Genomic DNA, 23,984 nt, shown 5'->3' with positions numbered 1-23,984 from the left:
AGGGCGTTGGCATGCGGCCCAGCGCCCTGATCATCAGATATTGGCTTCTTCCAGTGCTTCGATTTCCATCTGCACCATCAGCCAGTCTTCTTCCAGCTCGGCCAGCCGGGCGCTGACTTCGCCCTGACGCTTGAGCGCGGCCTGCATTTCGCTTTTGCGCTCGGCGCTGTAAATCGCCTCGTCGGCCAGTTGCGCGTCCAGCGCGGCTTTTTCTGCGTTCAGCGGGGTGAGCTCGCGCTCCAGTGCGGTCAAACGCTTGAGCAGCGGTTTTTTCTGCTCGGACAAGCGCTGGCGGGCTTCGGCCTCCTGGCGCTTTTGCGTTTTGCGGTCCACTTCCGCGCCGCCTGCGGCGCTGGCGCGCGGCGCGGCGTCGGCGGCTTGCTGGGCCAGGCGATAAGCGCGGTAATCCGCCAGGTCGCCGTCAAACGGCTGCACCTGGCCAGCGTCGATCAGCCAGTATTGGTCGGTGACGCTTTCCAGCAGGGCGCGGTCGTGCGACACCACGATCAGGCTGCCGATAAAGTCTTGCAGCGCCAGGGTCAGCGCCGCGCGCATGTCCAGGTCCAGATGGTTGGTGGGTTCGTCCAGCAGCAGCAGATTGGGCCGCTGCCAGACAATCAGCGCCAGCGCCAGGCGGGATTTTTCGCCACCGGACAGCGGGCCCACCGGCTCGGTGGCCATGTCGCCAATAAAATTGAATCCACCCAGAAAATTGCGCAGCTCTTGCTCGCGGGTGGTCGGCGCCAGTTTTTGCAGATGCCACAGCGGCGATTCGTCCTCGCGCAGGGTGTCCAGCTGGTGCTGGGCAAAGTAGCCGATTTTCAGCTCGCGCGCGGTTTTCAGTTGGCCGTTCAGCGGCGCCAGCTCGCCAGCCAGCAGCTTGACCAGGGTGGATTTGCCGGCGCCGTTGGGGCCCAATAGGCCGATGCGCGCGCCGGATTCCACCGACAGGCTCACCCGGCGCAGAATCGGCGCTTCGCCATAGCCGATGTCGGCCAGCTCCACTTGCAGCAGCGGATTGGGGCTGTGTTCGGGCGGCTCGAAGTGAAAATCAAACGGCGTGTCCACATGCGCCGCCGCCACCCGCTCCAGCCGCGCCAGCGCCTTGATGCGGCTTTGCGCCTGCTTGGCCTTGGTGGCCTTGGCCTTGAAGCGGGTGATAAAGCTTTCCAGGTGGGCGATGGTGCGCTGTTGCTTGTCGAATGCCTGTTGCTGCTGGGCCAGGCGCTCGGCGCGCTGGTCTTCAAAGTCGCTGTAATTGCCGGTGTAGGCGGTCAGCTGGCCGCGCGCCACTTCGATGATCTGGGTGGTGATGGCGTCCAGAAACTCGCGGTCGTGCGAAATCAGCAGCAGGGTGCCCGGATAGCTGGCCAGCCATTGCTCCAGCCAGATGACGGCTTCCAGGTCCAGGTGGTTGGTCGGTTCATCCAGCAGCAGCAAATCCGAGCGGCACATCAGCGCCTGCGCCAGGTTCAGGCGCATGCGCCAGCCGCCAGAAAAGCTGGCCACCGGTCGGGTGGTGGCTTCCTGGCTAAAGCCCAGGCCGGCCAAGAGCTTGCCGGCGCGCGCCGGGGCGGCGTAGGCGTCGATGGCGGCCAGTTCGCTGTGCAGGCGGCCAATCGCCTCGCCATCGTGGGCGGTTTCGGCGGCGGCCAGTTGTTGCTCCAGCGCGCGCAGCTCGGCGTCGCCATCCAGCACATAATCCAGCGCCGAGCAGCTCAGCGCCGGGGTTTCCTGGGCGACATGCGCCACCGTCCAGCCGGCCGGAAACAGCGCATCGCCGCTGTCGGCGTGCAATTGCCCGCGCAACAGGGCAAACAGGCTGGATTTGCCCGCGCCATTGCCGCCGACAATGCCGACGCGCTGGCCGGGGTTGATGGTGAGGGTGACGCTGTTGAACAGCTCCTTGGCCCCACGGCGCAGGGACAGGTTTTTCAGTTGAATCATGAACTCAGGCCAGAATCGGTCGAACGGGGGGAAGAAGACACCGGGGCCAGGCTGGCCAGCGGCCAGCGCGGACGCACCGAAAATACGCCGGCCGGCTGGGCCAGCGCCAGCCGCGCCGCGCCGGCATAGGCGATCATCGCGCCGTTGTCGGTGCACAGCGACAGCGGCGGGTAGTACACGGCAAAGCGGCGGCGCTGGGCGGCGCGGTCCAGTGCAGCGCGCAGTTGGCGATTGGCGCCCACGCCGCCGGCAATCACCAGCCTTTGCATGCCGGTGGCCTTGAGCGCGGCCAGCGATTTGCTCACCAGCACCTCAACAATCGCCTCCTGAAAGGCGCGGCAGATGTCGGCGCGGGTGACGTCGTCCAGTGCGCCGCCGCACTCGGCTTCTTGCTGGCGCACCAGGGTCAGCACGGCGGTTTTCAGCCCGGAAAAACTCATGTCAAAGTCGCCCGAGCGCAGCATCGGCCGCGGCAGGGTAAAGCGTGTGGGGTCGCCGTGTTCGGCCAGGCGCGACAGCTCCGGCCCGCCGGGGTAGGGTAGACCCAGCAGCTTGGCGGTTTTGTCGAAGGCCTCGCCAGCGGCGTCGTCCAGGGTTTCGCCCAGGGTTTCGTAGTCGCCCACGCCGCGCACCGCCATCAGCTGGGTGTGGCCGCCAGACACCAACAGCGCCACAAAGGGAAACGTCGGCGCCGGGTCGGCCAGCATCGGTGAGAGCAGATGGCCTTCCAGGTGGTGCACCGGAATCACCGGCAGGTTCAGGCCAAAGGCCAGGCCGTTGGCCACCGCCGCGCCGACCAGCAGCGCGCCGCCCAGGCCGGGGCCTTGGGTGTAGGCGATGGCGTCCAGGTCGGCCAGGGTGAGCCCGGCGGTTTTCAGGCATTCGCGGGTGAGTGGAATCACCCGGCGGATGTGGTCGCGGCTGGCCAGCTCGGGCACCACGCCGCCGTATTCGGCGTGCATGGCCATTTGCGTGTGCAGGGCGTGGGCCAGCAGGCCGGCTTCGGTGTCGTAGAGGGCGACGCCGGTTTCGTCGCAGGAGGATTCAATTCCCAGAACTCGCATGGGGTGGGTCGTCGCTAAGGCAATCCGGTATTGTAGCGGTTCCGGCATATGGATGGGACAAGAGGTGCTTTGGGGGCGGGAGGGGAAGCGGTATGCTGTGGGGCTTTGGTGATGGAAGGCTGCCGCCTGGCGGATGGCTGCGCTGGCGCGCAGGGCTGCTGGCCGCTGATTTTGGGCAGGGCTTCGCCCCGCACCCGACCCTATTTCTTTGTCTCGCCAAAGAAATAGGGGAAAGAAAGGCGACCCGGGCGTCGCGGTCAGCCCTGCGGGCTGACTCCCCTGTGCTTCTCGAAAGTCAGGGCCGGCCCGGAATGGCGCGTCGGCTGCGCCGCCGCTTAGCCGGGCCGGAAACCTCCCTGACTTTCTGCGATGCTCGGCGCGCCACACGGGGGTGAACAGCGGCTAAGTGCCACGAACCAAGGTTTGATTTCTTGTTTACGCAAGCATCCGCGTTCAGCCAGAATTTCCCATCACGACCATTATCCCCCTCAGGAGCCACAATGAAAGCCAAGCTGAAATGGATTGACGGAGTATGTTTCATGGGCGAGACCGGCAGCGGTCACGCCGTGGTGATGGATGGCGCGCCGGAGGGCGGCGGGCGTAATCTGGGGCCGCGGCCGATGGAGTTGGTGCTGCTTGGCACGGCCGGGTGCACCAGTTATGACGTGCTCAGCATTTTGCGCAAGTCGCGTCAGGATGTGCGGGATTGCTGGGTGGAGCTCGATGCCGAGCGCGCGGAAGTGGATCCCAAGGTGTTCACCCGCATTCATTTTCATTTTGTCGTTACCGGCCGTGGCTTGAAGGCGGATGCGGTGGAGCGGGCGATCAAATTGTCGGCGGAAAAATACTGCTCGGCGTCGATCATGCTGGCCAAAACCGCCGAGATCACCCACGATTTTGAGCTGCGCGAAGACGCTTGAGTGCGTGAGCCACTGCTGTGTTGCCCGCCCCGCTGCCGCCTACCGGCGCCGGGGCGGGCGTGCGTCTGCGGGCTAAGAGCGGCTAACAAAATCCAGCGCAGCGATCCTGGCCAGGCGTACGACCGCAGACAGTACAAGCAGTACGGCAAGGTCGTGTAACGACGCCAGGAGGATTTTGTGGGCTGCTCTAACGCCGGGCGGCGTAGCGGTTGGCCAGCACCGCGCACACCAGCAGCTGGATCTGGTGATAAAACATGATCGGCAGCACGATCAGGCCAATGGCCGGGTGGGCGCCAAACAGCAGTTTGGCCATCGGCACACCAGAGGCCAGGGTTTTTTTCGAGCCGCAGAACACCGTGGTGATCTCGTCTTCCACACTGAAGCCCACGCGCCGCGCCAGCCAGGTGGACAGCATCAGCACCACCAGCAGCGCCAGCGCCGCACCCAGCATGGCCGTGGCCAGGGTGGCAAGGCCATGGTCACGCCACAGGCCGGAGGCGACCGAATCACAGAATGCCGTGTACACCAGCAGCAAAATCACCCAGCGGTCCAGCAGATTGGTATAGCGTTTGTAACGCTGATGCCAGGCGTGCAGCAGCGGGCGCAGCAGTTGTCCGGCCAGCAGGGGCAGCAAGAGCAGGCGGGCAATGCTGAGCACCGCCTGGCCCAGATCCATGCCCTGGCCACCGCCCAGATGGGCCAGCGCCGCCACCAGCAGCGGGGTGAGCGCAATGCCCAGCACGCTGGACAGGGTGGCGTTGAAAATCGCTGCCGGCACATTGCCACGCGCCAGCCCGGTCATCGCCACCGATGACGAGATGGTGGACGGCAAGGCACACAGATAGCAAAAGCCCAGCGCCAGCCCGGCCGGCATCCAGGCGCTCACCAGCGGCGCGGCCAGCAGCCACAGCAGCGGAAACACGGCAAAGGTCAGCAACTGCACCAGCAGATGCACCGGCCAGCGCAGCATGCCCTGGCGCAGGCTGGCAAACGAAATCCCCAGGCCATGCAGAAAAAACACCACGGCAATGCCAAGATCGGCCAACACATCGCCGTGCAGCGGGCCACCCGCGCGACCGATATCCGGCGCCAGACTGGCCAGCGCCACCGCGCCGAGCATGCCAAACAAAAACCATTCTTTGTGCAGGATGGCGCGCAAACGCTGCGGCCAGGCAATCGGGGACATGCGGGGTTCTCCAGAAATATGAGGCATGCAGGCGGAAGAGCGTATTCAGCACGGCTCACAAAACCCGCCTAGCGGTGTTGCCCGACCCCGCCGTACCTCTTGTACTGCCTGCGGCGGCACGCTCGGTTAGGGTCACGGTGCGCAGTGTGGTGAGCAACTGTGACCTATCTGCGATCTGGCGCTACTGTACCGCCATCTGTGTTGGCGGTTTCTCGTGATAAAGTCAAACACTATCGAGAAACTGCCAAATCACCATGCCTGCTGACACCGGCCCACAGCGCCAGCCTCCCACCTTGAACAGCTTGCCGCGCCCGGTGTTCAGCCGCCATGAAGCACTGGCTGCCGGGGCGTGGACTGCCGAGCACAGCCACCCATGGGGGCAGTTGTCCTACGCCAGTCAGGGCGTGCTGGGGGTGCGCACGCCAGCGGGCGACCATATGGCGCCGCCACGATTTGCCGTGTGGACGCCGCCGGGAGTGCGCCATCAGCTATTCAACCGCCGCCGCGCGCAGATGCACAGCCTGTACATCGCGCCCGAGGCCTCAATCCTGCCAGCCGAATGCTGCGTGTTGCAGGTCAGCCCGCTGGCGCGCGAGTTGATTTTGCGCTTTGCCAGTCTGCCGGTGGAATACGACCAAGCCGGTGCGCCCGGCCGGCTGGTGGCGGTGTTGCTGGATGAGTTGGCCGGCTTGCCGCGTGCGGCATTCGGCCTGCCCTTGCCGCACGACCGACGCTTGCTACAGATATGCGCCGCGCTGGAAGCTCAGCCGGATGACGCACGCACGCTGGCGGATTGGGCCGGCGTGGTGGGGGCTTCCGAGCGCACGCTGGCGCGGCGGTTTGTGCAGGAAACCGGCCTGGGCTTTGGCCAGTGGCGCCAGCGTATGCGGCTATTACTGTCGTTGGATGCCCTGCAAGCCGGGGACAGCGTCACCCAGGTGGCGCTGGCGCACGGCTATGACTCTCCATCCGCGTTTATTGCGGCGTTTCGCAGTGCATTTTTTTGCACGCCTGGTGCGCTGCTGCGTCAGCAAGACCCTGATGCCTCGGCGCGGGTTGCGCACAAAAATTTGCCTTTGGCATAGATGGCGGGCGGCGTCAGCCAGACAGACCCCCACCCCGCGCTTGGCGGCAGCACAGGCCGGCAGCCAAGTGTTTACATTTATTACTCTTGTCCCCCACTGACTCGTCACTGAGTCAGGTCAGTTCTTTATCAGGAATTTCATTCCATTGGAATTGCCTTTCGCTTAGGTGAAGTTCAGGTGACTTAAGCATAGCCAGTGCGGTCAACTTGCATTACCATGACATTCATACACGGATAAAAAATCCGTATGGCATTTTTATAGGCATGTGTCACATCTTGATAGTGCGCGCGCTTTGCAGCCGTCTGCCGGTGGCGCCCCCCGAGGCGCGCACATTGATGACCCCAGTAAGAAAGAGGAAAAGGCCCAATCCGTCATGAGCCATTACCAACGTATTGCCTGCTTGTGCACCGAAGCGGTGGACACGCTGTATGCCTTGGGCGCAGAAGAACACATCGCCGGCATTTCCGGCTTCACCGTGCACCCGCCGCGCGCTCGCGAAGAAAAACCCAAGATCAGCGGGTTTTCCAGCGGCAAGATCGAGCGCATTCTGTCGGTCGAGCCTGATTTGGTGGTGGGTTATTCCAGCCTGCAGGCCGAGTTGTGCAAGGATTTGTCCAAGGCCGGCGTCGAGGTGCTGCTGTTCAACCACCGCACCATCTCCGGCATCCTGCGCATGGTGCGGGTGCTGGCCGCGCTCGTCGAAAAAGAAAAACAGGGCAATCTACTGGAAATCACCCTGCACACCCGGCTGGACGTGGCGCGCACCCAGGCCAAGCTGTGGGATCTGGCCGGCTGGCGTCGGCCAGTGGTGTACTTTGAAGAATGGCACGAGCCGCTGACCACCGGCATTGGCTGGGTGTCCGAGCTGATCCAGCTGGCCGGCGGGGTGGATGCCTTTGCCGAGTTGAGCCAGGGCAATAGCGCCAAAGAGCGCAAGATCGACGATGCGCAAGAAGTGATTCGCCGCCAGCCGGACATCATCATCGGCTCGTGGTGCGGACGCGCGTTTGACCGTGAGGCGCTGATGGCGCGGCCGGGGTGGGCGGACATCCCGGCAGTGCGCATGGCGGCCGACGGCATGGTGTGCGAGATCAAGTCCAGCGACATTCTTGCCCCCGGCCCGGCGGCCATTCAGCACGGCCTAAGCCAGTTGCAACAGTTGATTGGCCGCTGGCATGCGCGCCATCACGGTACACTGGCGGAATGACCCGCACAGACTTTCCGTTTTCCATGCTGATGGTGCAAGGCTGCACCTCGGACGCCGGCAAAAGCACGCTGGTGGCTGGCCTGTGCCGGCTGCTGGCGCGCGACGGCGTAGCCGTGGCCCCATTCAAGCCACAGAATATGGCGCTGAACAGCGCTGTCACCGTCGATGGCGGCGAAATTGGCCGCGCCCAGGCGCTGCAAGCGCTGGCGGCCGGTTTGCCGCCGCACTCCGACTTCAACCCGGTGCTGCTCAAGCCCAGCAGCGACATCGGCGCGCAAGTGATCATCCACGGCCGCGTGCGCGCCGACATGTCCGCCCGCGACTACCACCGCTATAAAACCACCGCCATGCAAGCGGTGCTGGAATCCTTTGCCCGCCTGCGCCAGCGCTATGCCTGCGTGCTGGTGGAAGGCGCCGGCAGCCCGGCGGAAATCAATCTGCGCGCGCGCGACATCGCCAATATGGGCTTTGCCGAGGCGGTGGACTGCCCGGTGATTCTGGTGGCCGACATCGACCGTGGCGGCGTGTTCGCCCACCTCACCGGCACGCTGGACTGCCTGTCCGCCAGCGAGCGCGCCCGCGTGGTCGGCTTTGTCATCAACCGTTTTCGCGGCGACATCAGCCTGCTGCAAGGCGGGCTGGACTGGCTGGAAGCCAAAACCGGCAAGCCGGTGCTGGCGGTGCTGCCCTATCTGCACGGCCTGATGCTGGACGCCGAAGACGCCATCCAGGCCGAACAGCGCGGCGAAGGGCTGAATGTCGTCGTGCCGGTGCTGCCGCGCATCAGCAATCACACCGACTTTGACGCCTTGCGCGCCCACCCGCAGGTCAAGCTGTGCTTTGTCGGCCCGGACGCGCCCAAACCGCCGGCTGATCTGGTGATTCTGCCCGGCAGCAAGCACACCCGCGCCGACCTGGCGTTTTTGCAGGCGCAAGGCTGGCCGGACTATCTGCGCCGCCATCTGCGCTATGGCGGCAAGCTCTTGGGCATTTGCGGCGGCTACCAGATGCTGGGCCGCAGCGTGGCCGACCCGGACGGCCACGAAGGCGCGCCCGGCGTCAGCGCCGGCTTGGGCTGGCTGGACGCCGACACCACGCTGGCGGCCAACAAGCAATTGCGAGAAGTCAGCGGCCGTTGCCTGTTTGCTGAGGCGCCAGTGCGCGGCTACGAAATTCACCTGGGCCACACCGACGGCCCGGATTGCCGCCAGCGCCCGGCCTTTGCCCTGGCCGATGGCCGCCTGGACGGCGCCATGAGCGCTGACGGGCAGATTCTGGGCAGTTATCTGCATGGCCTGTTCGACCACCCCGAAGCCGGCCAGGCGCTGCTGCGCTGGGCCGGGCTGGGCGACGCCCAGCAGGTGGATCTGGCCGCGCTGCGCGAAGCCAGCCTGGAACGGTTGGCCGACGCCTGCCAGCCCTTGTATCAGCGCTTGCGCAGCCTGAATCGGTAAAACTACGTGGCAAACATGGCCGGTAGCCGCAACAGCATCTTGATTTAAAGAAGTTTTTCAAGATTCTGCGCCAGCGGACGATAAGTATGTCATCTTGACTTTATTGTCTGCCGGAGGCCCGCCATGCGCATTGTCAACACCGACATCACCATGCAATCCGAGCACCGCGCCAGCCGTTCGGCGCGCGTGGTGAACACACGTCTGGAGGCCCTGGTGGTGCCGCGCAGCCCGATGGCCGGCACGCTGTCGCCCTTGTCTGAGCCGGTCACGCTGAGCGAAGAAGGCAAAAAACTGGCCGAGCAAGCGCGCCAGCAGATACAGGACCACAACAAGGCATCGGCCAACAAGGTCAGCGCCGAAACCGAAGAAGCCGCGCTCAGCCCCGGCATGGCGATTCTGCGCTCGATTCTGGAAACCGTGTTTGGCGTCAAGGTCAAGCTGTTCAACCCGCGCGACCTCGATCCAAAAACCGGCCAGCCCACCCCAGACGCAGCCGCTGGCCAGGCCAATCCGTCGGCCGCCCCGGTGGCCGATCTGCCCAATCAAGAACCCACCATCGAGCAATTGATACAAACGCAAAGCACAGGCGCCTCTGCCCTGCGCTACACCACCACCCGCTACAGCGAAGAAGAATCCCTGGATTGGCAGGCCAGTGGCGTGGTGCAAACCGCCGATGGACAAACGCTGAGCTTTGAACTCAGCCTGGGTTTGTCGCGCAGCGCGCAATGGGAAGAAACCCAGGTCAAGCGCATTGGCCCGCCACCGAAAGACCCGCTGGTGATCAACTTTGCCGGCACTGCCGCCCAATTGGGCGCTGGCCGGCGCACGCTGGACCTGGATCAGGACGGCGAGAATGAAACCTTCTCGATGCTGGCTTCCGGCAGCGGCTTTCTGGCGCTGGATAAAGACGGCGACGGCAAGGTCAGCGATGGCGGCGAGTTGTTTGGCACACAAAGCGGCAATGGCTTTGCTGACCTGGCCCAGTACGACGAAGACGGCAATGGCTGGATCGACGAAGGCGATAAGGCATTTGCCCAGCTGAAAATCTGGGCGCAGGGCGAACACGGCCAGGATCAACTGCTCAGTCTGACCGAAGCCGGCGTGGGCGCGCTGTTTTTGGGCAGTCAATCCACCGAGTTTTCCTTGAAGGACAATCAGCAGCAGTTGCAAGGCCAAGTGCGGCAAACCGGGGTGTTCCTGCGTGAAAACGGCACGGCGGGCACGCTGCAACAGATTGATTTGGCCGTGTAAACCGCCATTGGGCGATACATCCCCATCAGCCGGCGCGCCACTGGGCGCGGCCGGCTGATTTTTTTGCCACACCCCGTGTTTTTACGCTTGCAAAATGGCTTGGGCTGCCGTTAAGATGATAACGAATATCATTTACATGAGTAGCTTGCCATGAACGCCACCCAAGCCATGCTGGTCGGAGCCGACACCCTGGGCAATATCCCCGCCGTGCTCAGCGGCTACGGCATTGAAATTCACCGCCACCTCACCGGTCGCAACAGCGCCCACCAGCGCAAACAGGATCGCCTGCCGGCCGGCACTGACTTATTGATCTTGTTTACCGATTTTCTTGGGCACAATGTGATGAAGCATTTTCGCTCGCTGGCTGCGCAAGAAAATATCCGCTTTATCGCCTGCCGCCGCTCGGTGTGCGCGCTGCAACAATCGCTGGACAGTGCCGGTTTTGCCAGCGTCGACTGTCAACGCTGCCAGGCCAATGGCTGCGCACAGCGCAAGGGCAAGAGCCGGGCAAACGCCTGAGGCCGTGGGCTTCAGCGCGGCTCAGCAATCTTTCCTGGTGTACTTGCCGTACACGCTTGTGCCGTCAGTGGCCGCTTGCCGATGCGGTTTTCACGCCCCGTCCTTGGACGGGGCGTGCGACTTTCTGCGGCTCGACGTCCTGACCTGCTTCATGGTAGCGTGCTGGCTCTAAAAAAATATGCGGTTCGCTTGCCGGCGCTGTTTTTCAAACGTATGCTTGAGCGCATTCGTGTCGCGCGACCTCAAACTTCTGCAAAGTCAGCATGAAACACGCCCCTCTTTTTCTGGCCCTGACCCTGCTGGCGCCGCCGGCGCTGGCCGAATCGCTGGACGCCGCCTGGGCGGCGGCACTGGCGGCCAACCCGGCGCTGCAAGCCAGTGAAGCCAACACCCAGGCCAGCCGCCATCTGGTGAACAGCGCCAAGGCCAACCGCTGGCCCACGCTGTCGGCCGGCGCGGTGTGGGCGCGCCACCAAACCATGCCCAAGGTGCAAACCGACCTCACCGGCCTGACCAGCGGCCTGGCCGGCCTGCTGCCGCCGATGGCGCTGGCGCGTCTGCCCGGCTCGGTGGCGCAGCCGGTGGCCGATGACAAGGGCTGGAGCGCCAACGCCACGGTCAGCCTGCCGGTATTCACCAGCGGCAAGATCACCGCCGGCATTCGCGCCGCCGAAGCCGGCGTCGAGGCCGCCGAGGCCAGCGAAGCCCGCGTCCGGCAAGACCTCAAGCTGGCGGTGGCCGAGGCGTATTTGAATGTGTTGCGCGCTGGCGAGGCGCTGAAAGTGGCCAATCAGCTGGTGGAAGCGCTTGCCGCCCATCAGCGCGATGTCGGGCAGTTTTTCCAGCAAGGGCTGGTGGCGCGCAGCGATGTGCTGGCGGTGGAAGTGGCGCTGGCCGACGCCCGGCAAAAGCATATCCAGGCCCGCCACGCCGTCAGCCTGGGCCGCAGCGCCTATAACCGCCTGCTGGCGCGGCCGCTGTCCACCCCGGTCAGCCTGGATGAGGTGAATTATCCGCGCCAGGCCGAGCCACTGGCCACCTTGCAAGACAACGCCGCCCGCCAGCGCCCCGAGCTGGAAGAGCTCACCGCCCAGGCGCAGGCGCTGCACGCGCAGGCGCGCGCCATCCGCGCCGAAGACGGCCCGCAGGTGGCGCTGTTTGCCGCGCACACCTATGTGCAAAACTCCTACCTGACCCGCGAGCATGTCAATTCCGCCGGGGTGATGCTGCGCTGGAATGTGCTGGACGCCGGCATCCACCGCGAGCGCGCCGCCGCCGTGGCGGTGAAAGCCGACGCGCTGCGCGTGCAGCGCAACGACCTGGCCAGCCAGGTGGCCTTGCAGGTGGAGCAAGCCTGGTCCTTGCAGGACGAAGCCGCCGAGCGGCGCGAGGTGGCGCGCGCCGCGCTGGCGCTGGCCGACGAACACCTGAAAATCCAGCTCGACCGCTACGCCAACGGCCTGGCCATCCAGACCGAAGTGCTGGACGCACAAACCCGCCGCGCCGACGCCGCGCGCAATCTGTTTAACGCCCGCTACGACCACGCGCTGGCGGTGCTGCGCCTGAAGCGCGCCACCGGAGAACTGTAAATGGCCCGTCCTTCCCGTCCGCTATTGATTGCCCTGCTGTTGTCGCTGGCCATGCTGGCGGCCGCCGGCCTGTACTGGCGCGCCCAGCGCGGCAAGCTGCCCGAAGGCCTGGTGCAGGCCAATGGCCGCATCGAGGGCGACCATGTGCTGGTGTCGGGCAAGTTTGCCGGCAAGCTGGCCCGCGTGCTGGTGCGCGAGGGCGACAGCGTCAGCGCCGGCCAGGTGCTGGCCGAGCTGGACGACAGCCAGATTCGCGCCAAAGTCGCCCAGGCCGAAGCCAGCGTGGCGGCCTTGCAGGCGCAACTGAAAGTGGCCGAACAACAAGTGCCGCTGGCGGTGGCCTCGGCGCGCGCCGCCCGTGAGCGCGCCGCCGCCGCCTCGGCCCAGGCCGCGCGCGACGCCGAACGCTTTGACGCTCTGCTGGAGCGCGGCTCGGTGGACCGCCGCCGCAGCGAGCAAATGCGCCTGGCCGCCACCGCCGCCGCCACCCAGCTCACCCAGGCCGAACAGCAAGTGCGCGAAGCCGAACTCGGCCCTGACCGGGTGGCGGCGCTGCGCGCCCAGTTGGGTCAGGCCGAAGCCGCGCTGGCGGAAGCGCGCGCCGTGCACAACGATCTCACCCTGCGCGCGCCCAGCCCCGGCGTGGTGGTCAGCAAGCTCAAGCAAGCCGGCGAAACCGTCGCGGCGGGCGCGCCGGTGTTTGACCTGGTGGACCTGGATCGCCTGTACCTGAAAGCCTATATCCCGGAAAACCTGATCGGCAAAGTGCGTCTGGGCCAGCCGGCGCGCCTGTATGTGGACGCCTTCCCCGACGCCGCCTTTGCCGCCCAGGTGGCCACCATCGCCAGCCGCGCCGAATTCACCCCCAAAGAGGTGCAAACCGCCGATGAGCGGGTCAAGCTGGTGTACGCCGTGCGGCTGAACCTGAGCGACAACCGCGAGCGCAAGCTCAGCCCCGGCCTGCCGGCCGACGCGGTGATTCGCTGGGACAGCGCCGTAGACTGGCAAAAGCCGCGCTGGTGAGCCAGGCAATGAGCGAACTGCCCCCGTTGATTGCCGCGCGCGGCCTGGTGAAACGCTATGGCGCCACGCTGGCGGTGAACGCGCTGGATTTAAATGTGGCGCGCGGTGAGCTGTTTGGGCTGATTGGCCCGGACGGCGCCGGCAAATCCAGCGTGATGAAAGCCATTGCCGGCGTGCTCACCTTTGACGGCGGCGAGCTTGCTGTATTTGGCCAATCGTTAGTCAGCGACGCCGCCTGCGAGGCGGCCAAGGCGCGGCTGGGGCTGATGCCGCAGGGCCTGGGCCAGAACCTGTACGCCGATTTGTCAGTAGAAGAAAACCTGGATTTTTTTGCCCGCCTGCGCCTGGTGCCGCCCGATGTCGCCGCCGCGCGCAAGGACAAACTGCTGGAAATGACCCGGCTGGCGCGCTTTCGCCAGCGGCCGATGAAAAACCTCTCCGGCGGCATGAAACAAAAACTCGGCCTGGTGTGCACGCTGATTCACGCCCCCGAGCTGGTGATTCTGGACGAACCCACCACTGGCGTGGACCCGGTCTCGCGGCGGGATTTCTGGGCGATTCTGGCCGAGCTCTTGGCCGAAGAACAGATGACCGCGCTGGTGTCCACCGCCTATATGGACGAAGCCAGCCGCTTTCACCGCGTGGCGCTGATGCACGCCGGCCAGGCGCTGGCGGTGGGCCGCCCCAGCGAGCTGCTGGCGCACGCCCCCGGCTGCATGGTGACCGTGCACACCGAGGCGCAATGGCCGGCGCTGGCGGCGCTGCGCCCGCAGTTTGCCCAGCTGGGCGCGCTGGGCAATGCCTTGCAGGTGTACGCCGACGGCGGCGACGAAGCGCAGGCGCTGGCCGCCGTGGACGCCTGCCTGCGCCCGGTGCTGGCGGCGGACAGTTATCAGCTGGAAGCCGGTGAACCCGAGCTGGAAGACGTGTTCATCGCCATGCTGCGCCAGCGCGGTGAGCGCCTGCCCGACAGCCAAGCGCTCACCGCCGCCGCCCCGGCGCGCGCCAGCGGCGGCGAGCCGGTGATTGAAGCGCGGGCGCTGACCCGCGACTTTGCCGAGTTTCGCGCGGTGGACGCGGTGAGTTTTCAGGTGCAGCCGGGCGAGATTTTTGGCCTGCTTGGCGCCAACGGCGCCGGCAAAACCACGGTGATCAAGATGCTCACCGGCATCCTGCCGCCCAGCAGCGGCGTGGGCCGGGTGGCCGGGGTGGACATGCGCGGCGCCGGGCGCGCCATCAAAGAACGCATCGGCTATATGTCGCAGGCGTTTTCCCTGTATCTGGACCTCACCGTCAGCGAGAACATCCGCCTGTACGCCGGCATTTATGGCCTGAATCGCGCGCGCACCCAGGCGCGGCTGGACTGGATTGTGGACATGGCCGGCCTGCACGGCTTTGAAGACGCCCTGGCCGCCAGCCTGCCGATGGGCCTGCGCCAGCGGCTGGCGCTGGGCTGCGCGCTGGTGCATCAGCCGCAGGTGCTGTTTCTGGACGAACCCACCTCGGGGGTGGACCCACTGGGCCGCCGCCAGTTTTGGGATATTTTATTCACCCTGGCCCGCCGCGACGGCGTGGCGCTGCTGGTGACCACCCACGCCATGAGCGAGGCCGAACACTGCGACCACCTGGCGCTGATGTTTGCCGGCCGCCTGGTGGCCGACGCCAGCCCGGCGGCAATGAAGCGCGAACTCACCGCCCAGCGCGGCCCGCTGTGGGACATCCGTTGCGCCGACCCCACCGCCGCCCTGGCGCGGCTGCGCGCCGCCGGCGTGGCGGCCAGCGCCTACGGCAACCGCCTGCACCTGTTTGCCCGCGAAGACGAACTGAACGCCCGCGTGCGCCCGCTGCTGGGCGCCGACGCCCGCTGCCAGCTGCGGCCGGTGAGCATGGAAGACGTGTTCGTCGAGCGCGTCACCGCGCTGGAAGCCGAGAAGCCCGTATGAACCGACACCGCATCCTCGCCGTAGCCAGCAAGGAATGGCGCGAAATCCTGCGCGACCGGCTGTTTTTTGCCCTGGCCTTTATCGTGCCGGCCTTTTTGATGCTGCTGTTTGGCTATGGCCTGTCGCTGGACGTCAACCACCTGCCGCTGGGGGTGCTGGACTACGACCGCAGCGCCAGCAGCCGCGCCTATATCGAGCGCTTCAGCGCCTCGCAATATTTCACCTTCAAGGGGTATCTGTGCGATGAGCGCCAGGCGGGTGAGTTGCTGTCCAACAACCAGCTGCGCGCGGTGATCATCATTCCGCCGCGCTTTGGCGAGCTGGTGCAATCCGGCCAGCCGGCGCAGACGCAAACCTTGCTGGATGGCACCTTTCCCAGCCGCGCGCTGATCGCCAAGGGCTATGTCACCGCCATCAACGCCGCCGCCAGCCTGGACAATCTGGCCCGCCACGCCGGCCAGCTGGGCGCCACGCCAGACGAGGCGCGGCGCGCGCTGCAACCGGTCAGGCTGGAGGTGCGCTATCTGTATAACCAGAGCATTTCCAGCATCTGGGGGCTGGCGCCCAAGCTGATCATGTTCATCCTGATTGCCTCGCCGCCGTTTCTGACTGCGCTGGGCGTGGTGCGCGAGAAAGAACGCGGTTCGATTTTCAATCTGTACGCCTCCAACACCAGCCGGGGCGAGTTTTTGCTGGGCAAGCTGGCGCCGTATGTGGCGATTTCCACGCTGAACATCCTGATTTTATGGGCGCTGGCGGTGTGGCTGTATGGCGTGCCGTTCAAGGGCGACCCGCTGTTCTTTTTGCTGGCCAGCGTGGTGTATGTGCTGTGCACCACCGGCATCGGGCTGTTGGTGTCGGTGCTGGTGCGCACGCAGATGGCGGCGATGATCGTCACCCTGATCGTCACCCTGGTGCCGGCGATTTTGTATTCGGGTTTTATTATTCCGATTCCCTCGCTCAAGCCCGTGGCCTATGTGGTGGCGCACCTGATGCCGGCGGTGTACTACACCCGCATTGCCGTTGGCTGTTTTCTCAAGGGGGTGGGGCTGACGGCGCTGTGGCCGGAGTTATTGATTTTGGCCGGCTACGCCTGCGCCTTGTTTGCGCTGGGCTATCGGCTGTTCACCAAGAGGCCATCGGCATGAATCGCGACGATCTGGCGCTGTGGGCGCTGCGCCTGCGGGTGATGCTGGGCAAAGAGCTGCGCCAGCTGCTGCGCGACCGGGTGTTGCTGGCGTTTATTGTCTACGCGTTCAGCGTGGATATTTTTCTGGCGGCCTCGGGGGTCAGCCTGCAACTGAACCGCGCCGCCACCCTGGTGCAGGACTTTGACCACTCCACCGCCTCGCGCGAGCTGAGCTCGCGCTTTGTGTCGCCGTATTTTCGCGTGGATGGGCAAATCAGCCACGACAGCGAAGCCCAGGCGCGGCTGGACGACGGCCGCGCCATGCTGGCGCTGACCATTCCGCCGGGCTTTCAGGCAGATTTACAGCGCGGCCAGCCCACCGCCGTGCAATTGCAAGTAGACGCCACCAATTCGGTGCTGGGCTTTTTGGCGTCGAGCTACGCCAGCCTGATCACCAGCCGTTTTGGCCTGGAGCAAGCCGCCAGCGCACTGGGCGCCAGCGGCGCGGCGCTGCCGGTGATTGATAACCAGGTGCGGGTGTGGTTCAACCCCAATCAGCTGGACAGCTGGTTTATGGGCATCACCGAGCTGCTGAATATCGTCACGGTGTTTTCCATTTTGCTGCCGGCGGCGGCGATGGTACGCGAAAAAGAACGCGGCACGGTCGAGCAATTGCTGGTCAGCCCCTTGTCGCCGTTCCAGATTGTGTTCCCCAAGGTGCTGGCGATGACGCTGGTGATTGTGCTGGGCAGCGCGCTGGCGCTGTTTGGCGTGCTGCAACTGGGGTTTGCCGTGCCGGTGCGCGGCAGCGCCGTGCTGTTTTTGCTGCTGACCGCGCTGTATGTGTTCACCACTGCCGGCCTGGGCCTGGCCGCCGCCACGCTGGCGCGCAATCTGGCCCAGGTGGGCATGTTGTCCATTTTGATTCTGGCGCCGATGATTTTTCTTTCTGGCGCCTGGACGCCGCCAGAAGCCATGCCGGCCTGGCTGCGCGCGCTGACTTATCTGTCGCCGATGCACTATTACATCGACGCCGCCTTTGGCGTGCTGCTCAAGGGCCAGGGTGCGCTGGAACTGTGGCGCTCGCTGCTTGGCATGACGCTGATTGGCGTGACGGTGTTTGTCTGGGGGCTGCGCCGGGTGCGCATGGGTTGAGCACTTTTACACAATACGCCTGATGCTGTTGTATGGCATTGTCATTTCATGCGTACTATATGGATAGCTCTGCCCCGCCAGGATTTTTATCCATCGCCCTGCCGCCTGCGCGCCGGGGCATTCCCCGCTATAATCGGCGCGGTTCCGACCCCAGACGCGAGTCATGTCATTTCTGAAAAAACGTAAGCCGGCAGCGGTGCGCAATGATGCCCCGGCGCTGCCCCCCAAGCTGTCCCGCCTGCTGCACCTGGCCACTGGCCTGGCGCTGACGCTGGGTGTGTTGCTGCTGGTGGCCGCGCTGGCCAGTTACTCCCCGGATGACAACGCCTGGTCACATAGTGCCGACCTGCCCTACACCCATAACTGGATGGGCGCGCCAGGTGCCTGGCTGTCCGACATCCTGCTGTTTGTATTTGGCCTGTCAGCCTGGTGGCTGCCGCTGTATGCCGCGCTGATGGTCTGGTTTGGCCAGCGTGACGACGAGCGCTTTTCGCCCGAGCTGCTCAGTTGGGCGGGTCTGGCGGTGTATGGCGGGTTTACCGTGCTGTTGCTGTCCAGCTCGGCGTTTGAGGCCATTCGTTTGTATAGCCTGGACGTGGCGCTGCCGCTGTCGGCTGGCGGGATTGTCGGCGACATGCTGGGCAAGACGCTGCACCGGGCACTGGGCTTCAACGGCGCTTCACTGCTGCTGATGATAGCCATGCTGGTGGGGTTTTCCGCCTTCACCCATGTGTCGTGGCTGAACCTGATGGAAGCTATTGGCGCCGGGGTGGAATACCTGGCGCTGGCGGTGCGCCGGTTGTGGCAGCGCAGCCTGGGCGAAGAAATGCTGGACACCCCGCATGCTGGCTCGCCCGCCAGCCAAGCCCCCGCTGCCGAGGTGGCCAGCGAACCTGTCGCCGACAGCCCGGCCGAGGAGGCGCCAGCCGCTCCGCTGGCCAGCGGCAGCCGCATCGAGCCACGGCTGGGTGACGAGCCCACACTGGCGGATGAGCATCCGGCACAGGCAGACATCGCCGCACAGGCAGACAGCCCGGCAGATCACCATGCAGCAACCGCCAGCGCAGCCAGCCACGAGCCGCCGGTGCTGGCGCTGGATAGCGAAGACGAGCCGACATCAGCCACCGAGCGTGATTCCCCCACGGCGGCCATGCCTGAGGCGCAGCCCTCCACCGTGCCCGCCCAAGTGCCGCGCCGCCATGGCCCGCCCCGGCTGCTGCTGCCCAGTGCGCCTCTGCCACCCGATACCCTGTTGCAACGCCTGCCGCCAGACGCGGCCACCGACGAGGAAACGGTAGACAAAACCCGCGTTGAACAGGCGCTACTGGCCCTGGGGGTGCCGGCCACCGTGCTGAGCGCCCATGTGGGCCCGGTGGTGATCCGCTATGAGTTCGAAGCCGGTGATGCCATCGCGCCGGAACGCCGCGCCACCCTGGCCCGTGAATTGACCCAGGCGCTGGCCGTGGATTCACTGCGCCTGTTGGATAGCGTGCCTGGTAAATCCTGCATGGCGCTGGAGCACCCCCGCCGCCAGCGCCAGCCCATTTTGCTGTCTGTGGCGCTGCGCAGCCCTGCCTGGCGCAACAGCCCGTCGCGGCTGACCCTGGCGCTGGGGGTGGACAGCAGCGGCCAGCCCATGACCGCCGACCTGGCGCGCATGCCGCATGTGCTGCTGGCCGGCGCGCCCGGCTCGGGCAAGACCACGGCGCTGCACGCCATGCTGCTCTCGCTGCTGTATAAAGCCACCCCGGAAGAAGCCCGCCTGCTGCTGATCGACCCCGAGCACAGCCTGGCCGCCTATCGTGAGCTGCCGCATCTGCTGGCTCCGGTGGTCAGCGATATGCAGCAAGCTGCTCTTGCCTTGGGCTGGTGCATGAGCGAGATGGAGCGCCGCTATCAGCTGATGGCGCGGCTGGGCGTGCGCAATCTGGCCAGTTACAACCAAAAACTGCGCGAAGCCGACAGCCGCGACGAACGCATTGCCGACCCGTTCAGCGAGCCGGACGACCTTAAACCGCTGGAACTGATGCCGGCCATCGTGGTGGTGGTCAATGAACTGGCCGAGCTGATGGCGCAGGGAGGCAAGCAGGTGGAAGAGCGCCTGGCCCGCCTGGCGCAAAAAGCCCGCGCGGCCGGCATTCATCTGGTGCTGGCCACTGGGCGCGCTTCGGCCGAGGTGATCACAGGCCTGATCAAGGCCAATATTCCCACCCGCATGGCGTTTCAGGTGGCATCCAAGGTGGATAGCCGGCTGATTCTGGAGCAGATGGGCGCCGAAACCCTGCTGGGCCAGGGCGATATGCTGTACAAGCCGCCGGGCAGTGATTATGCCCTACGGGTGCACGGCGCTGATGTCAGCCCGGCTGATATCAGTCAGGTCACCGAGTTTGTGCGCCGCACCGGCAAGCCGGATTATGTGGATGGCCTGCTGGAAGGCGCGCCCTCGGTGGGCTTGCCGCGTCCGCATCGGGTGGCGGATCCATCCGAAGTGGCGCTGGACCCGCTGTACGACGATGCTGTGGCGCTGGTGCGCCAGTTGGACAAGGCCACGGTGATGCTGCTGCAAAACGAATTCAATATCGGTGCCACCCGCGCCATCCGCCTGCTGGACAGCCTGGAGCTGACTGGCGTGATCTCGGCGGCCGACGCTAACGGTCACCGCAAGGTGCTGGCCGTCAGCCTTTGACCACCGCCGGGCGCAATGCGCCCGGCCAGCTACTCCGCGGATTGGCCAATACCAACAGCCTGCCATGTGGTCATGGGCAGGCTTTTTCGTTTTCGAACATGTTTAGAGCGGCTAACAAAACCCTCCTGGCGTTGTTGCACGACCTTGCCGTACTACCCGTACTGTCTGCGGTCGCGCGTCTAGCCAGGATCGCTGCGCTGAGTTTTGTTGGCCGCTCTTAATGCCCCCGGCGTATTCCCCGCGCCGGCGGCATGGGCTGCTTCAGCCCAAAAACTGGTTCGGATAGACTTCGTCGATCAGCGTGCGGCAATCCACCACGCGCAGGTCGTTGTCCTTGGCGAATGACAGCAGAAACTGGTAGACGCGAGGGTCGATTTTTTCCAGTTTCTTGTCCACCGCCACGCAGCGGACATTGTCCATCATCAGCGGACGGACATAGCTGTGGTAAGACATTTTCTTGTCGGCGCCAAAACTGGCCAGGATGCCGGACAAGCGCTCGGCCCAGTCGCTGGGGCGGAAAGTGCGCCCCTCGGACGTGATGCCTTGAATAATGATTTCGTAAGGATTACAGATCATGTTGCCAGAACGCCAGGTGTGTCTCTCGCGGAGAGGGAGGGGTGGATGAGCATCCGCCAGCTGAGCTGGTCGGTGCACATCGCGTTTTTTTCGATTCTACGCCTTTTTCGTTCGCTCTTGAATCACGCTACGGCAGTTTGCGTGAAAAAAGCGTCCGCTGTGGCGGATTGTGCCAATTGGCGCTACAAGCGGCGAAAGGGCGGCAGCGCGGCCAGCAGTTTCTTGCCGTAAGCCTGGCGCAACAGGCGATTATCCAGGATGGTCACCCGGCCGTAGTCGGTTTCGGTGCGGATCAGCCGGCCCACGGCCTGAATCAGCTTGATCGACGCTTCTGGCACGGTGATTTCGATAAACGGGTTGCCGCCGCGCGATTCAATCCACTGCGACAACGTTTGCCCCACCGGGTCGTCCGGCATGGCGAACGGCAGCTTGGCCAGAATCACTTGCACGCAGGCTTCGCCGGGCAAGTCCAGCCCTTCGGCAAACGAATCCAGACCAAAAATCACGCTGGCCTGCTGGGCGGCCAGGCGCTCGTGGTGGCGCGCCAGCAGCACCGCCTTGGGCAGGCTGCCTTGCACCAGCACACAGGCGGCCAGCTCGGCCGGCAGGCCGTCGTGGACTTCCTGCATCTGCCTGCGCGAGGTGAACAGCACCAAAGTGCCCAGGGGCGCGGCGGCGTCGATCAGCTTGGGCAAGAGCTGGATGATTTCAGCGGTGTGCGCTGGCGCATCCTTGGGCGAGGCGCGCATGGCCGGCACGTATAGCTCGCCCTGGCGCTGAAAATCAAACGGTGACTCCAGCGCCACGCATTCGGTGTCGCCCAGCCATTTCAGCCCGGTTTGCGCCAGCAGCAAATCAAACGAGCCCAGCGAGCGCAGCGTGGCCGAGGTCAGCACCGCGCCTGCGGCCAGCCGCCACAGATTATTGGCCAGATCCGCCGCCGCCGACACGGGCGAGGCGCACACCTGCCAGTCGCGCCGGCCGCTGCCGGGCTGGCGGGTGGTGATCCATTTGGCGATGGGCGGCGCGCCTTCTGGTGGGGTGGCGCACATCAGCGCCCACACCGCCGCCAGCGCCTCGGCGCGGGCAATAAAAAACCCCAGCTCGCTGCCCAGTTGGTCGATTTGCCCGCTGTCTTCGTTTTTGTCGCGGCGCGCTTCCACCAGCGCATCCTGCACGGCGGTCAGCTGCTTGAGCAAGGTGGCGGCGGAGACATTCAAATTGGCGGCGGTCAGCGCCATATTCTCCGGCAGCTCGCCGTTTTCCAGCAGCCAGGTGGGTTCGGGCTCGTCGGCGCTGGGCTCCAGCTGGGCCAGCGGGGTGAGCAGCTGCGCCAGCTCGCCCAGGCCCTGCGCACAGCCGGTGGCGGCGTCCAGCGCCTGGGTGGCCAGCTCTTTGCGGCTGATCAGCGCCTCGGCGCGGCCGACGGTGGCGTCCAGCTTGTCCAGCCACCACAGCGCCTGCTGCACCTGGTGGTCGGCGGCAAATTGATTGATGGCTTTTTTGGCCAGTTGGTGGGCTTCGTCGATGCAGTAAAACGTGTCGATGGGCGGCGGCAGAATCACCCCGCCGCCCATCGAGGCGTCGGCCAGCAGCAAATCATGGTTGGACACCACGATGTCCACCTGGTCGAGCTGGTCGCGCGCCACATAAAACGGGCATTCGCTGCGGTTGGGGCAGGCGGATTTCAGGCAGCCGTGGCGGTCGTTGGTCACCCGGCTCCATAGCCGGTCTTCCACGGTTTCGTCAAACGCATCGCGGTCGCCGTCCCAGCGCCGATAATAAAACGCATCGGCCATGCGCTTGAGCTGCTCCAGCTCGCGTTTTTCTGGTTTGTGATTCCACAGCAGCATATTCGGGTCGGGCGCCAGCAGCTCGCCCTGACTGGCGTCGGCGGTGTGCTGGTACAGGCGATAGGGGCACAGATAGCGCCCGCGCCCCTTGGCCAGGGCAAAGCTGGCCTCCAGGCCGCTGTGGCTCAGCACAAAGGGCAAATCGCGGTTGACCAGTTGCTCTTGCAGGGCGATGGTGGCCGAGCTGATCACCAGCTTTTTGCCGCGCGATTTGGCCATCACACAGCCGGCCAGCAAATAGGCCAGGCTCTTGCCCACGCCGGTAGGGCCTTCCACCACCACAATGCTTTCGCCATTGCGCTCGGGCAGGGCGTCGCCCTCGCGCGGCTTGCTGCGGGCAAACGCCTGGGCAATGCTGGCCAGCATTTGCCGCTGGGCGGCGCGCGGACGAAAGCCCGGCAGGCTTTTGCCGATGGCTTGGTAATGGTGACGGATGGCGTCTTTTTCGGCGTCGGTGAGCATGGCGCCATTGTAGCGCAAAGGCCGGAATGCCGGGCGGGCCAGGGCGACAGCAACTGTTGCCCATGGCGCACGCCTGCTATGCTGCGCGTTTTGCCTGCTGCGACCGATGATGCTGCCTGATACCGCTGACCCCCACGATTTGAGCTTGCCGATTTTGTATCAGGACGAGCATCTGGTGGCGGTGCACAAGCCTTCCGGCTTGCTGGTGCACCGCTCGCCCATCGACCGCCAGGAAACCCGCTTTGCCCTGCAAACCGTGCGCAACCAGTTGGGCCGCCATGTGTATGGCGTGCATCGGCTGGACAAGGGCACCTCGGGCATCTTGCTGTTTGCCCTCAGCCCCGAGGCCGGGCGCACGCTGTCGCAGGCGTTTGAGGCCCAGCAGGTGGACAAACGCTATCTGGCCGTGGTGCGCGGCTGGCCGGACGCGCAAGGCGAGATTGATTACCCGCTGTCGCGCCAACCCGACGAGCGCGAACCCGGCCCGGTGACGCCAGCGCCGCCCCAGTCGGCGCACAGCAGCTATCAGCGGCTGGCCACGGTGGAATTGCCCGTGGCGGTGGAACGCTACCCCAGCAGCCGCTACGCCCTGCTGGCGCTGACCCCGCACACTGGCCGCCGCCATCAGCTGCGCCGCCACCTCAAGCACATCAGCCACCCGATCATCGGCGACGCCACCCACGGCCGCGGCCGGCATAATCGCATGTTTGCCGAGCGCTTTGCCGTCAACCGCCTGCTGCTGGCCGCCACCGGGCTGCGCCTGCCACACCCGGTCAGCGGTGAAACACTGACCTTGCATTGCCCACCATCGGCAGAGTTTTTGCATGTGCTGACCGAACTGGGCTGGGGCGACGCCTGGCAGGACGCCAGCCGACTCTGAGAAGCCGCTCACAAAACCCTCCTGAGCTTGCCATGTCTGCGGGCATGCACCTGGC

The 23,984-nt window shown here is 65.2% G+C and carries 17 protein-coding genes and 1 pseudogene; 13 read left to right on the top strand and 5 right to left on the bottom strand.

Features of this window, described 5'->3' with window-relative positions:
• Positions 1-33 precede the first annotated feature (33 nt).
• The gene (locus DFR34_RS01565) at positions 34-1,947 is read right to left on the bottom strand and encodes an ATP-binding cassette domain-containing protein (protein WP_110389376.1); all 1,914 of its coding nucleotides are present in this window, start codon (positions 1,945-1,947) and stop codon (positions 34-36) included.
• Positions 1,944-3,011 carry a tRNA (adenosine(37)-N6)-threonylcarbamoyltransferase complex transferase subunit TsaD gene (gene tsaD / locus DFR34_RS01560; RefSeq protein WP_110389375.1) on the bottom strand — a complete coding sequence of 356 codons (1,068 nt, stop codon included), beginning with the start codon at positions 3,009-3,011 and terminating at the stop codon, positions 1,944-1,946. Before tsaD ends, DFR34_RS01565 begins: the two co-directional genes overlap by 4 nt.
• Before the next feature lie 500 nt (positions 3,012-3,511).
• Between tsaD and DFR34_RS01555 the strand changes: the two genes are divergently transcribed.
• Complete coding sequence (locus tag DFR34_RS01555) at positions 3,512-3,931, top strand: OsmC family protein (protein ID WP_110389374.1); 420 nt, start codon at positions 3,512-3,514, stop codon at positions 3,929-3,931.
• Positions 3,932-4,118: 187 nt separating this feature from the next.
• Here the strand turns inward: DFR34_RS01555 and DFR34_RS01550 are convergent, their stop codons facing one another.
• Complete coding sequence (locus DFR34_RS01550) at positions 4,119-5,117, bottom strand: bile acid:sodium symporter family protein (RefSeq protein ID WP_110389373.1); 999 nt, start codon at positions 5,115-5,117, stop codon at positions 4,119-4,121.
• A gap of 254 nt (positions 5,118-5,371) precedes the next feature.
• On the opposite strand from DFR34_RS01550, the gene DFR34_RS01545 reads away from it, so the two are divergent.
• The 11 genes from DFR34_RS01545 to DFR34_RS01495 all read left to right on the top strand — a co-directional run bounded on the left by DFR34_RS01545 (position 5,372) and on the right by DFR34_RS01495 (position 20,158).
• The gene (locus DFR34_RS01545) at positions 5,372-6,202 is read left to right on the top strand and encodes an AraC family transcriptional regulator (RefSeq protein ID WP_110389372.1); all 831 of its coding nucleotides are present in this window, start codon (positions 5,372-5,374) and stop codon (positions 6,200-6,202) included.
• A 373-nt stretch (positions 6,203-6,575) separates the two neighbouring features.
• On the top strand, positions 6,576-7,409 hold the full coding sequence (locus DFR34_RS01540) for an ABC transporter substrate-binding protein (protein WP_110389481.1): 834 nt from the start codon (positions 6,576-6,578) through the stop codon (positions 7,407-7,409).
• Complete coding sequence (locus DFR34_RS01535) at positions 7,406-8,863, top strand: cobyric acid synthase (protein WP_245906784.1); 1,458 nt, start codon at positions 7,406-7,408, stop codon at positions 8,861-8,863. The genes DFR34_RS01540 and DFR34_RS01535 overlap by 4 nt, the downstream gene beginning before the upstream one ends.
• Positions 8,864-8,986: 123 nt before the next feature.
• Positions 8,987-10,114: an SPM autocatalytic domain-containing protein gene (locus DFR34_RS01530; RefSeq protein ID WP_110389371.1), complete on the top strand. Its 1,128-nt coding sequence runs from the start codon at positions 8,987-8,989 to the stop codon at positions 10,112-10,114.
• A 150-nt stretch (positions 10,115-10,264) separates the two neighbouring features.
• Entirely contained in the window at positions 10,265-10,633 is a 369-nt protein-coding gene (locus DFR34_RS01525) for a DUF2325 domain-containing protein (protein WP_110389370.1), read from the top strand.
• 263 nt (positions 10,634-10,896) lie between these two features.
• The gene (locus DFR34_RS01520) at positions 10,897-12,222 is read left to right on the top strand and encodes a TolC family protein (protein ID WP_110389369.1); all 1,326 of its coding nucleotides are present in this window, start codon (positions 10,897-10,899) and stop codon (positions 12,220-12,222) included.
• Positions 12,223-13,245 carry an HlyD family secretion protein gene (locus tag DFR34_RS01515; protein ID WP_110389368.1) on the top strand — a complete coding sequence of 341 codons (1,023 nt, stop codon included), beginning with the start codon at positions 12,223-12,225 and terminating at the stop codon, positions 13,243-13,245.
• A gap of 8 nt (positions 13,246-13,253) precedes the next feature.
• Entirely contained in the window at positions 13,254-15,188 is a 1,935-nt protein-coding gene (locus DFR34_RS01510) for an ATP-binding cassette domain-containing protein (RefSeq protein ID WP_110389367.1), read from the top strand.
• Positions 15,185-16,336, top strand: coding sequence for an ABC transporter permease (locus DFR34_RS01505; protein WP_110389366.1), 1,152 nt, complete (start codon positions 15,185-15,187; stop codon positions 16,334-16,336). Before DFR34_RS01510 ends, DFR34_RS01505 begins: the two co-directional genes overlap by 4 nt.
• The gene (locus DFR34_RS01500) at positions 16,333-17,472 is read left to right on the top strand and encodes an ABC transporter permease (protein ID WP_110389365.1); all 1,140 of its coding nucleotides are present in this window, start codon (positions 16,333-16,335) and stop codon (positions 17,470-17,472) included. Before DFR34_RS01505 ends, DFR34_RS01500 begins: the two co-directional genes overlap by 4 nt.
• A gap of 163 nt (positions 17,473-17,635) precedes the next feature.
• Positions 17,636-20,158: a DNA translocase FtsK gene (locus tag DFR34_RS01495; RefSeq protein ID WP_110389364.1), complete on the top strand. Its 2,523-nt coding sequence runs from the start codon at positions 17,636-17,638 to the stop codon at positions 20,156-20,158.
• A gap of 288 nt (positions 20,159-20,446) precedes the next feature.
• Here the strand turns inward: DFR34_RS01495 and DFR34_RS01490 are convergent.
• Both DFR34_RS01490 and dinG read right to left on the bottom strand, forming a co-directional pair.
• Positions 20,447-20,734, bottom strand: a pseudogene (locus DFR34_RS01490) (DUF3579 domain-containing protein); the annotation flags it as partial.
• A 182-nt stretch (positions 20,735-20,916) separates the two neighbouring features.
• Positions 20,917-23,049, bottom strand: a complete 2,133-nt coding sequence (dinG, locus tag DFR34_RS01485) for an ATP-dependent DNA helicase DinG (RefSeq protein ID WP_110389479.1) — start codon at positions 23,047-23,049, stop codon at positions 20,917-20,919.
• 106 nt (positions 23,050-23,155) lie between these two features.
• Between dinG and DFR34_RS01480 the strand changes: the two genes are divergently transcribed.
• Entirely contained in the window at positions 23,156-23,929 is a 774-nt protein-coding gene (locus tag DFR34_RS01480; RefSeq protein ID WP_245906783.1) for a tRNA pseudouridine(65) synthase TruC, read from the top strand.
• Positions 23,930-23,984: the final 55 nt, after the last annotated feature.

This window comes from Rivihabitans pingtungensis (genome assembly GCF_003201855.1).
In the GTDB taxonomy this organism is placed as follows: domain Bacteria; phylum Pseudomonadota; class Gammaproteobacteria; order Burkholderiales; family Aquaspirillaceae; genus Rivihabitans; species Rivihabitans pingtungensis.
The sequence above is the reverse complement of the archived record's forward strand: the minus strand, read 5'-3'. Positions and strand labels throughout refer to the sequence as shown.

Excerpts from the sequence above, each read along its gene's own strand:
- DFR34_RS01565 (WP_110389376.1), bottom strand. The coding sequence starts at position 1,947 with ATGATTCAACTGAAAAACCTGTCCCTGCGCCGTGGGGCCAAGGAGCTG.
- tsaD (WP_110389375.1), bottom strand. The coding sequence starts at position 3,011 with ATGCGAGTTCTGGGAATTGAATCCTCCTGCGACGAAACCGGCGTCGCC.
- DFR34_RS01555 (WP_110389374.1), top strand. The coding sequence starts at position 3,512 with ATGAAAGCCAAGCTGAAATGGATTGACGGAGTATGTTTCATGGGCGAG.
- DFR34_RS01550 (WP_110389373.1), bottom strand. The coding sequence starts at position 5,117 with ATGTCCCCGATTGCCTGGCCGCAGCGTTTGCGCGCCATCCTGCACAAA.
- DFR34_RS01545 (WP_110389372.1), top strand. The coding sequence starts at position 5,372 with ATGCCTGCTGACACCGGCCCACAGCGCCAGCCTCCCACCTTGAACAGC.
- DFR34_RS01540 (WP_110389481.1), top strand. The coding sequence starts at position 6,576 with ATGAGCCATTACCAACGTATTGCCTGCTTGTGCACCGAAGCGGTGGAC.
- DFR34_RS01535 (WP_245906784.1), top strand. The coding sequence starts at position 7,406 with ATGACCCGCACAGACTTTCCGTTTTCCATGCTGATGGTGCAAGGCTGC.
- DFR34_RS01530 (WP_110389371.1), top strand. The coding sequence starts at position 8,987 with ATGCGCATTGTCAACACCGACATCACCATGCAATCCGAGCACCGCGCC.
- DFR34_RS01525 (WP_110389370.1), top strand. The coding sequence starts at position 10,265 with ATGAACGCCACCCAAGCCATGCTGGTCGGAGCCGACACCCTGGGCAAT.
- DFR34_RS01520 (WP_110389369.1), top strand. The coding sequence starts at position 10,897 with ATGAAACACGCCCCTCTTTTTCTGGCCCTGACCCTGCTGGCGCCGCCG.
- DFR34_RS01515 (WP_110389368.1), top strand. The coding sequence starts at position 12,223 with ATGGCCCGTCCTTCCCGTCCGCTATTGATTGCCCTGCTGTTGTCGCTG.
- DFR34_RS01510 (WP_110389367.1), top strand. The coding sequence starts at position 13,254 with ATGAGCGAACTGCCCCCGTTGATTGCCGCGCGCGGCCTGGTGAAACGC.
- DFR34_RS01505 (WP_110389366.1), top strand. The coding sequence starts at position 15,185 with ATGAACCGACACCGCATCCTCGCCGTAGCCAGCAAGGAATGGCGCGAA.
- DFR34_RS01500 (WP_110389365.1), top strand. The coding sequence starts at position 16,333 with ATGAATCGCGACGATCTGGCGCTGTGGGCGCTGCGCCTGCGGGTGATG.
- DFR34_RS01495 (WP_110389364.1), top strand. The coding sequence starts at position 17,636 with ATGTCATTTCTGAAAAAACGTAAGCCGGCAGCGGTGCGCAATGATGCC.
- dinG (WP_110389479.1), bottom strand. The coding sequence starts at position 23,049 with ATGCTCACCGACGCCGAAAAAGACGCCATCCGTCACCATTACCAAGCC.
- DFR34_RS01480 (WP_245906783.1), top strand. The coding sequence starts at position 23,156 with ATGATGCTGCCTGATACCGCTGACCCCCACGATTTGAGCTTGCCGATT.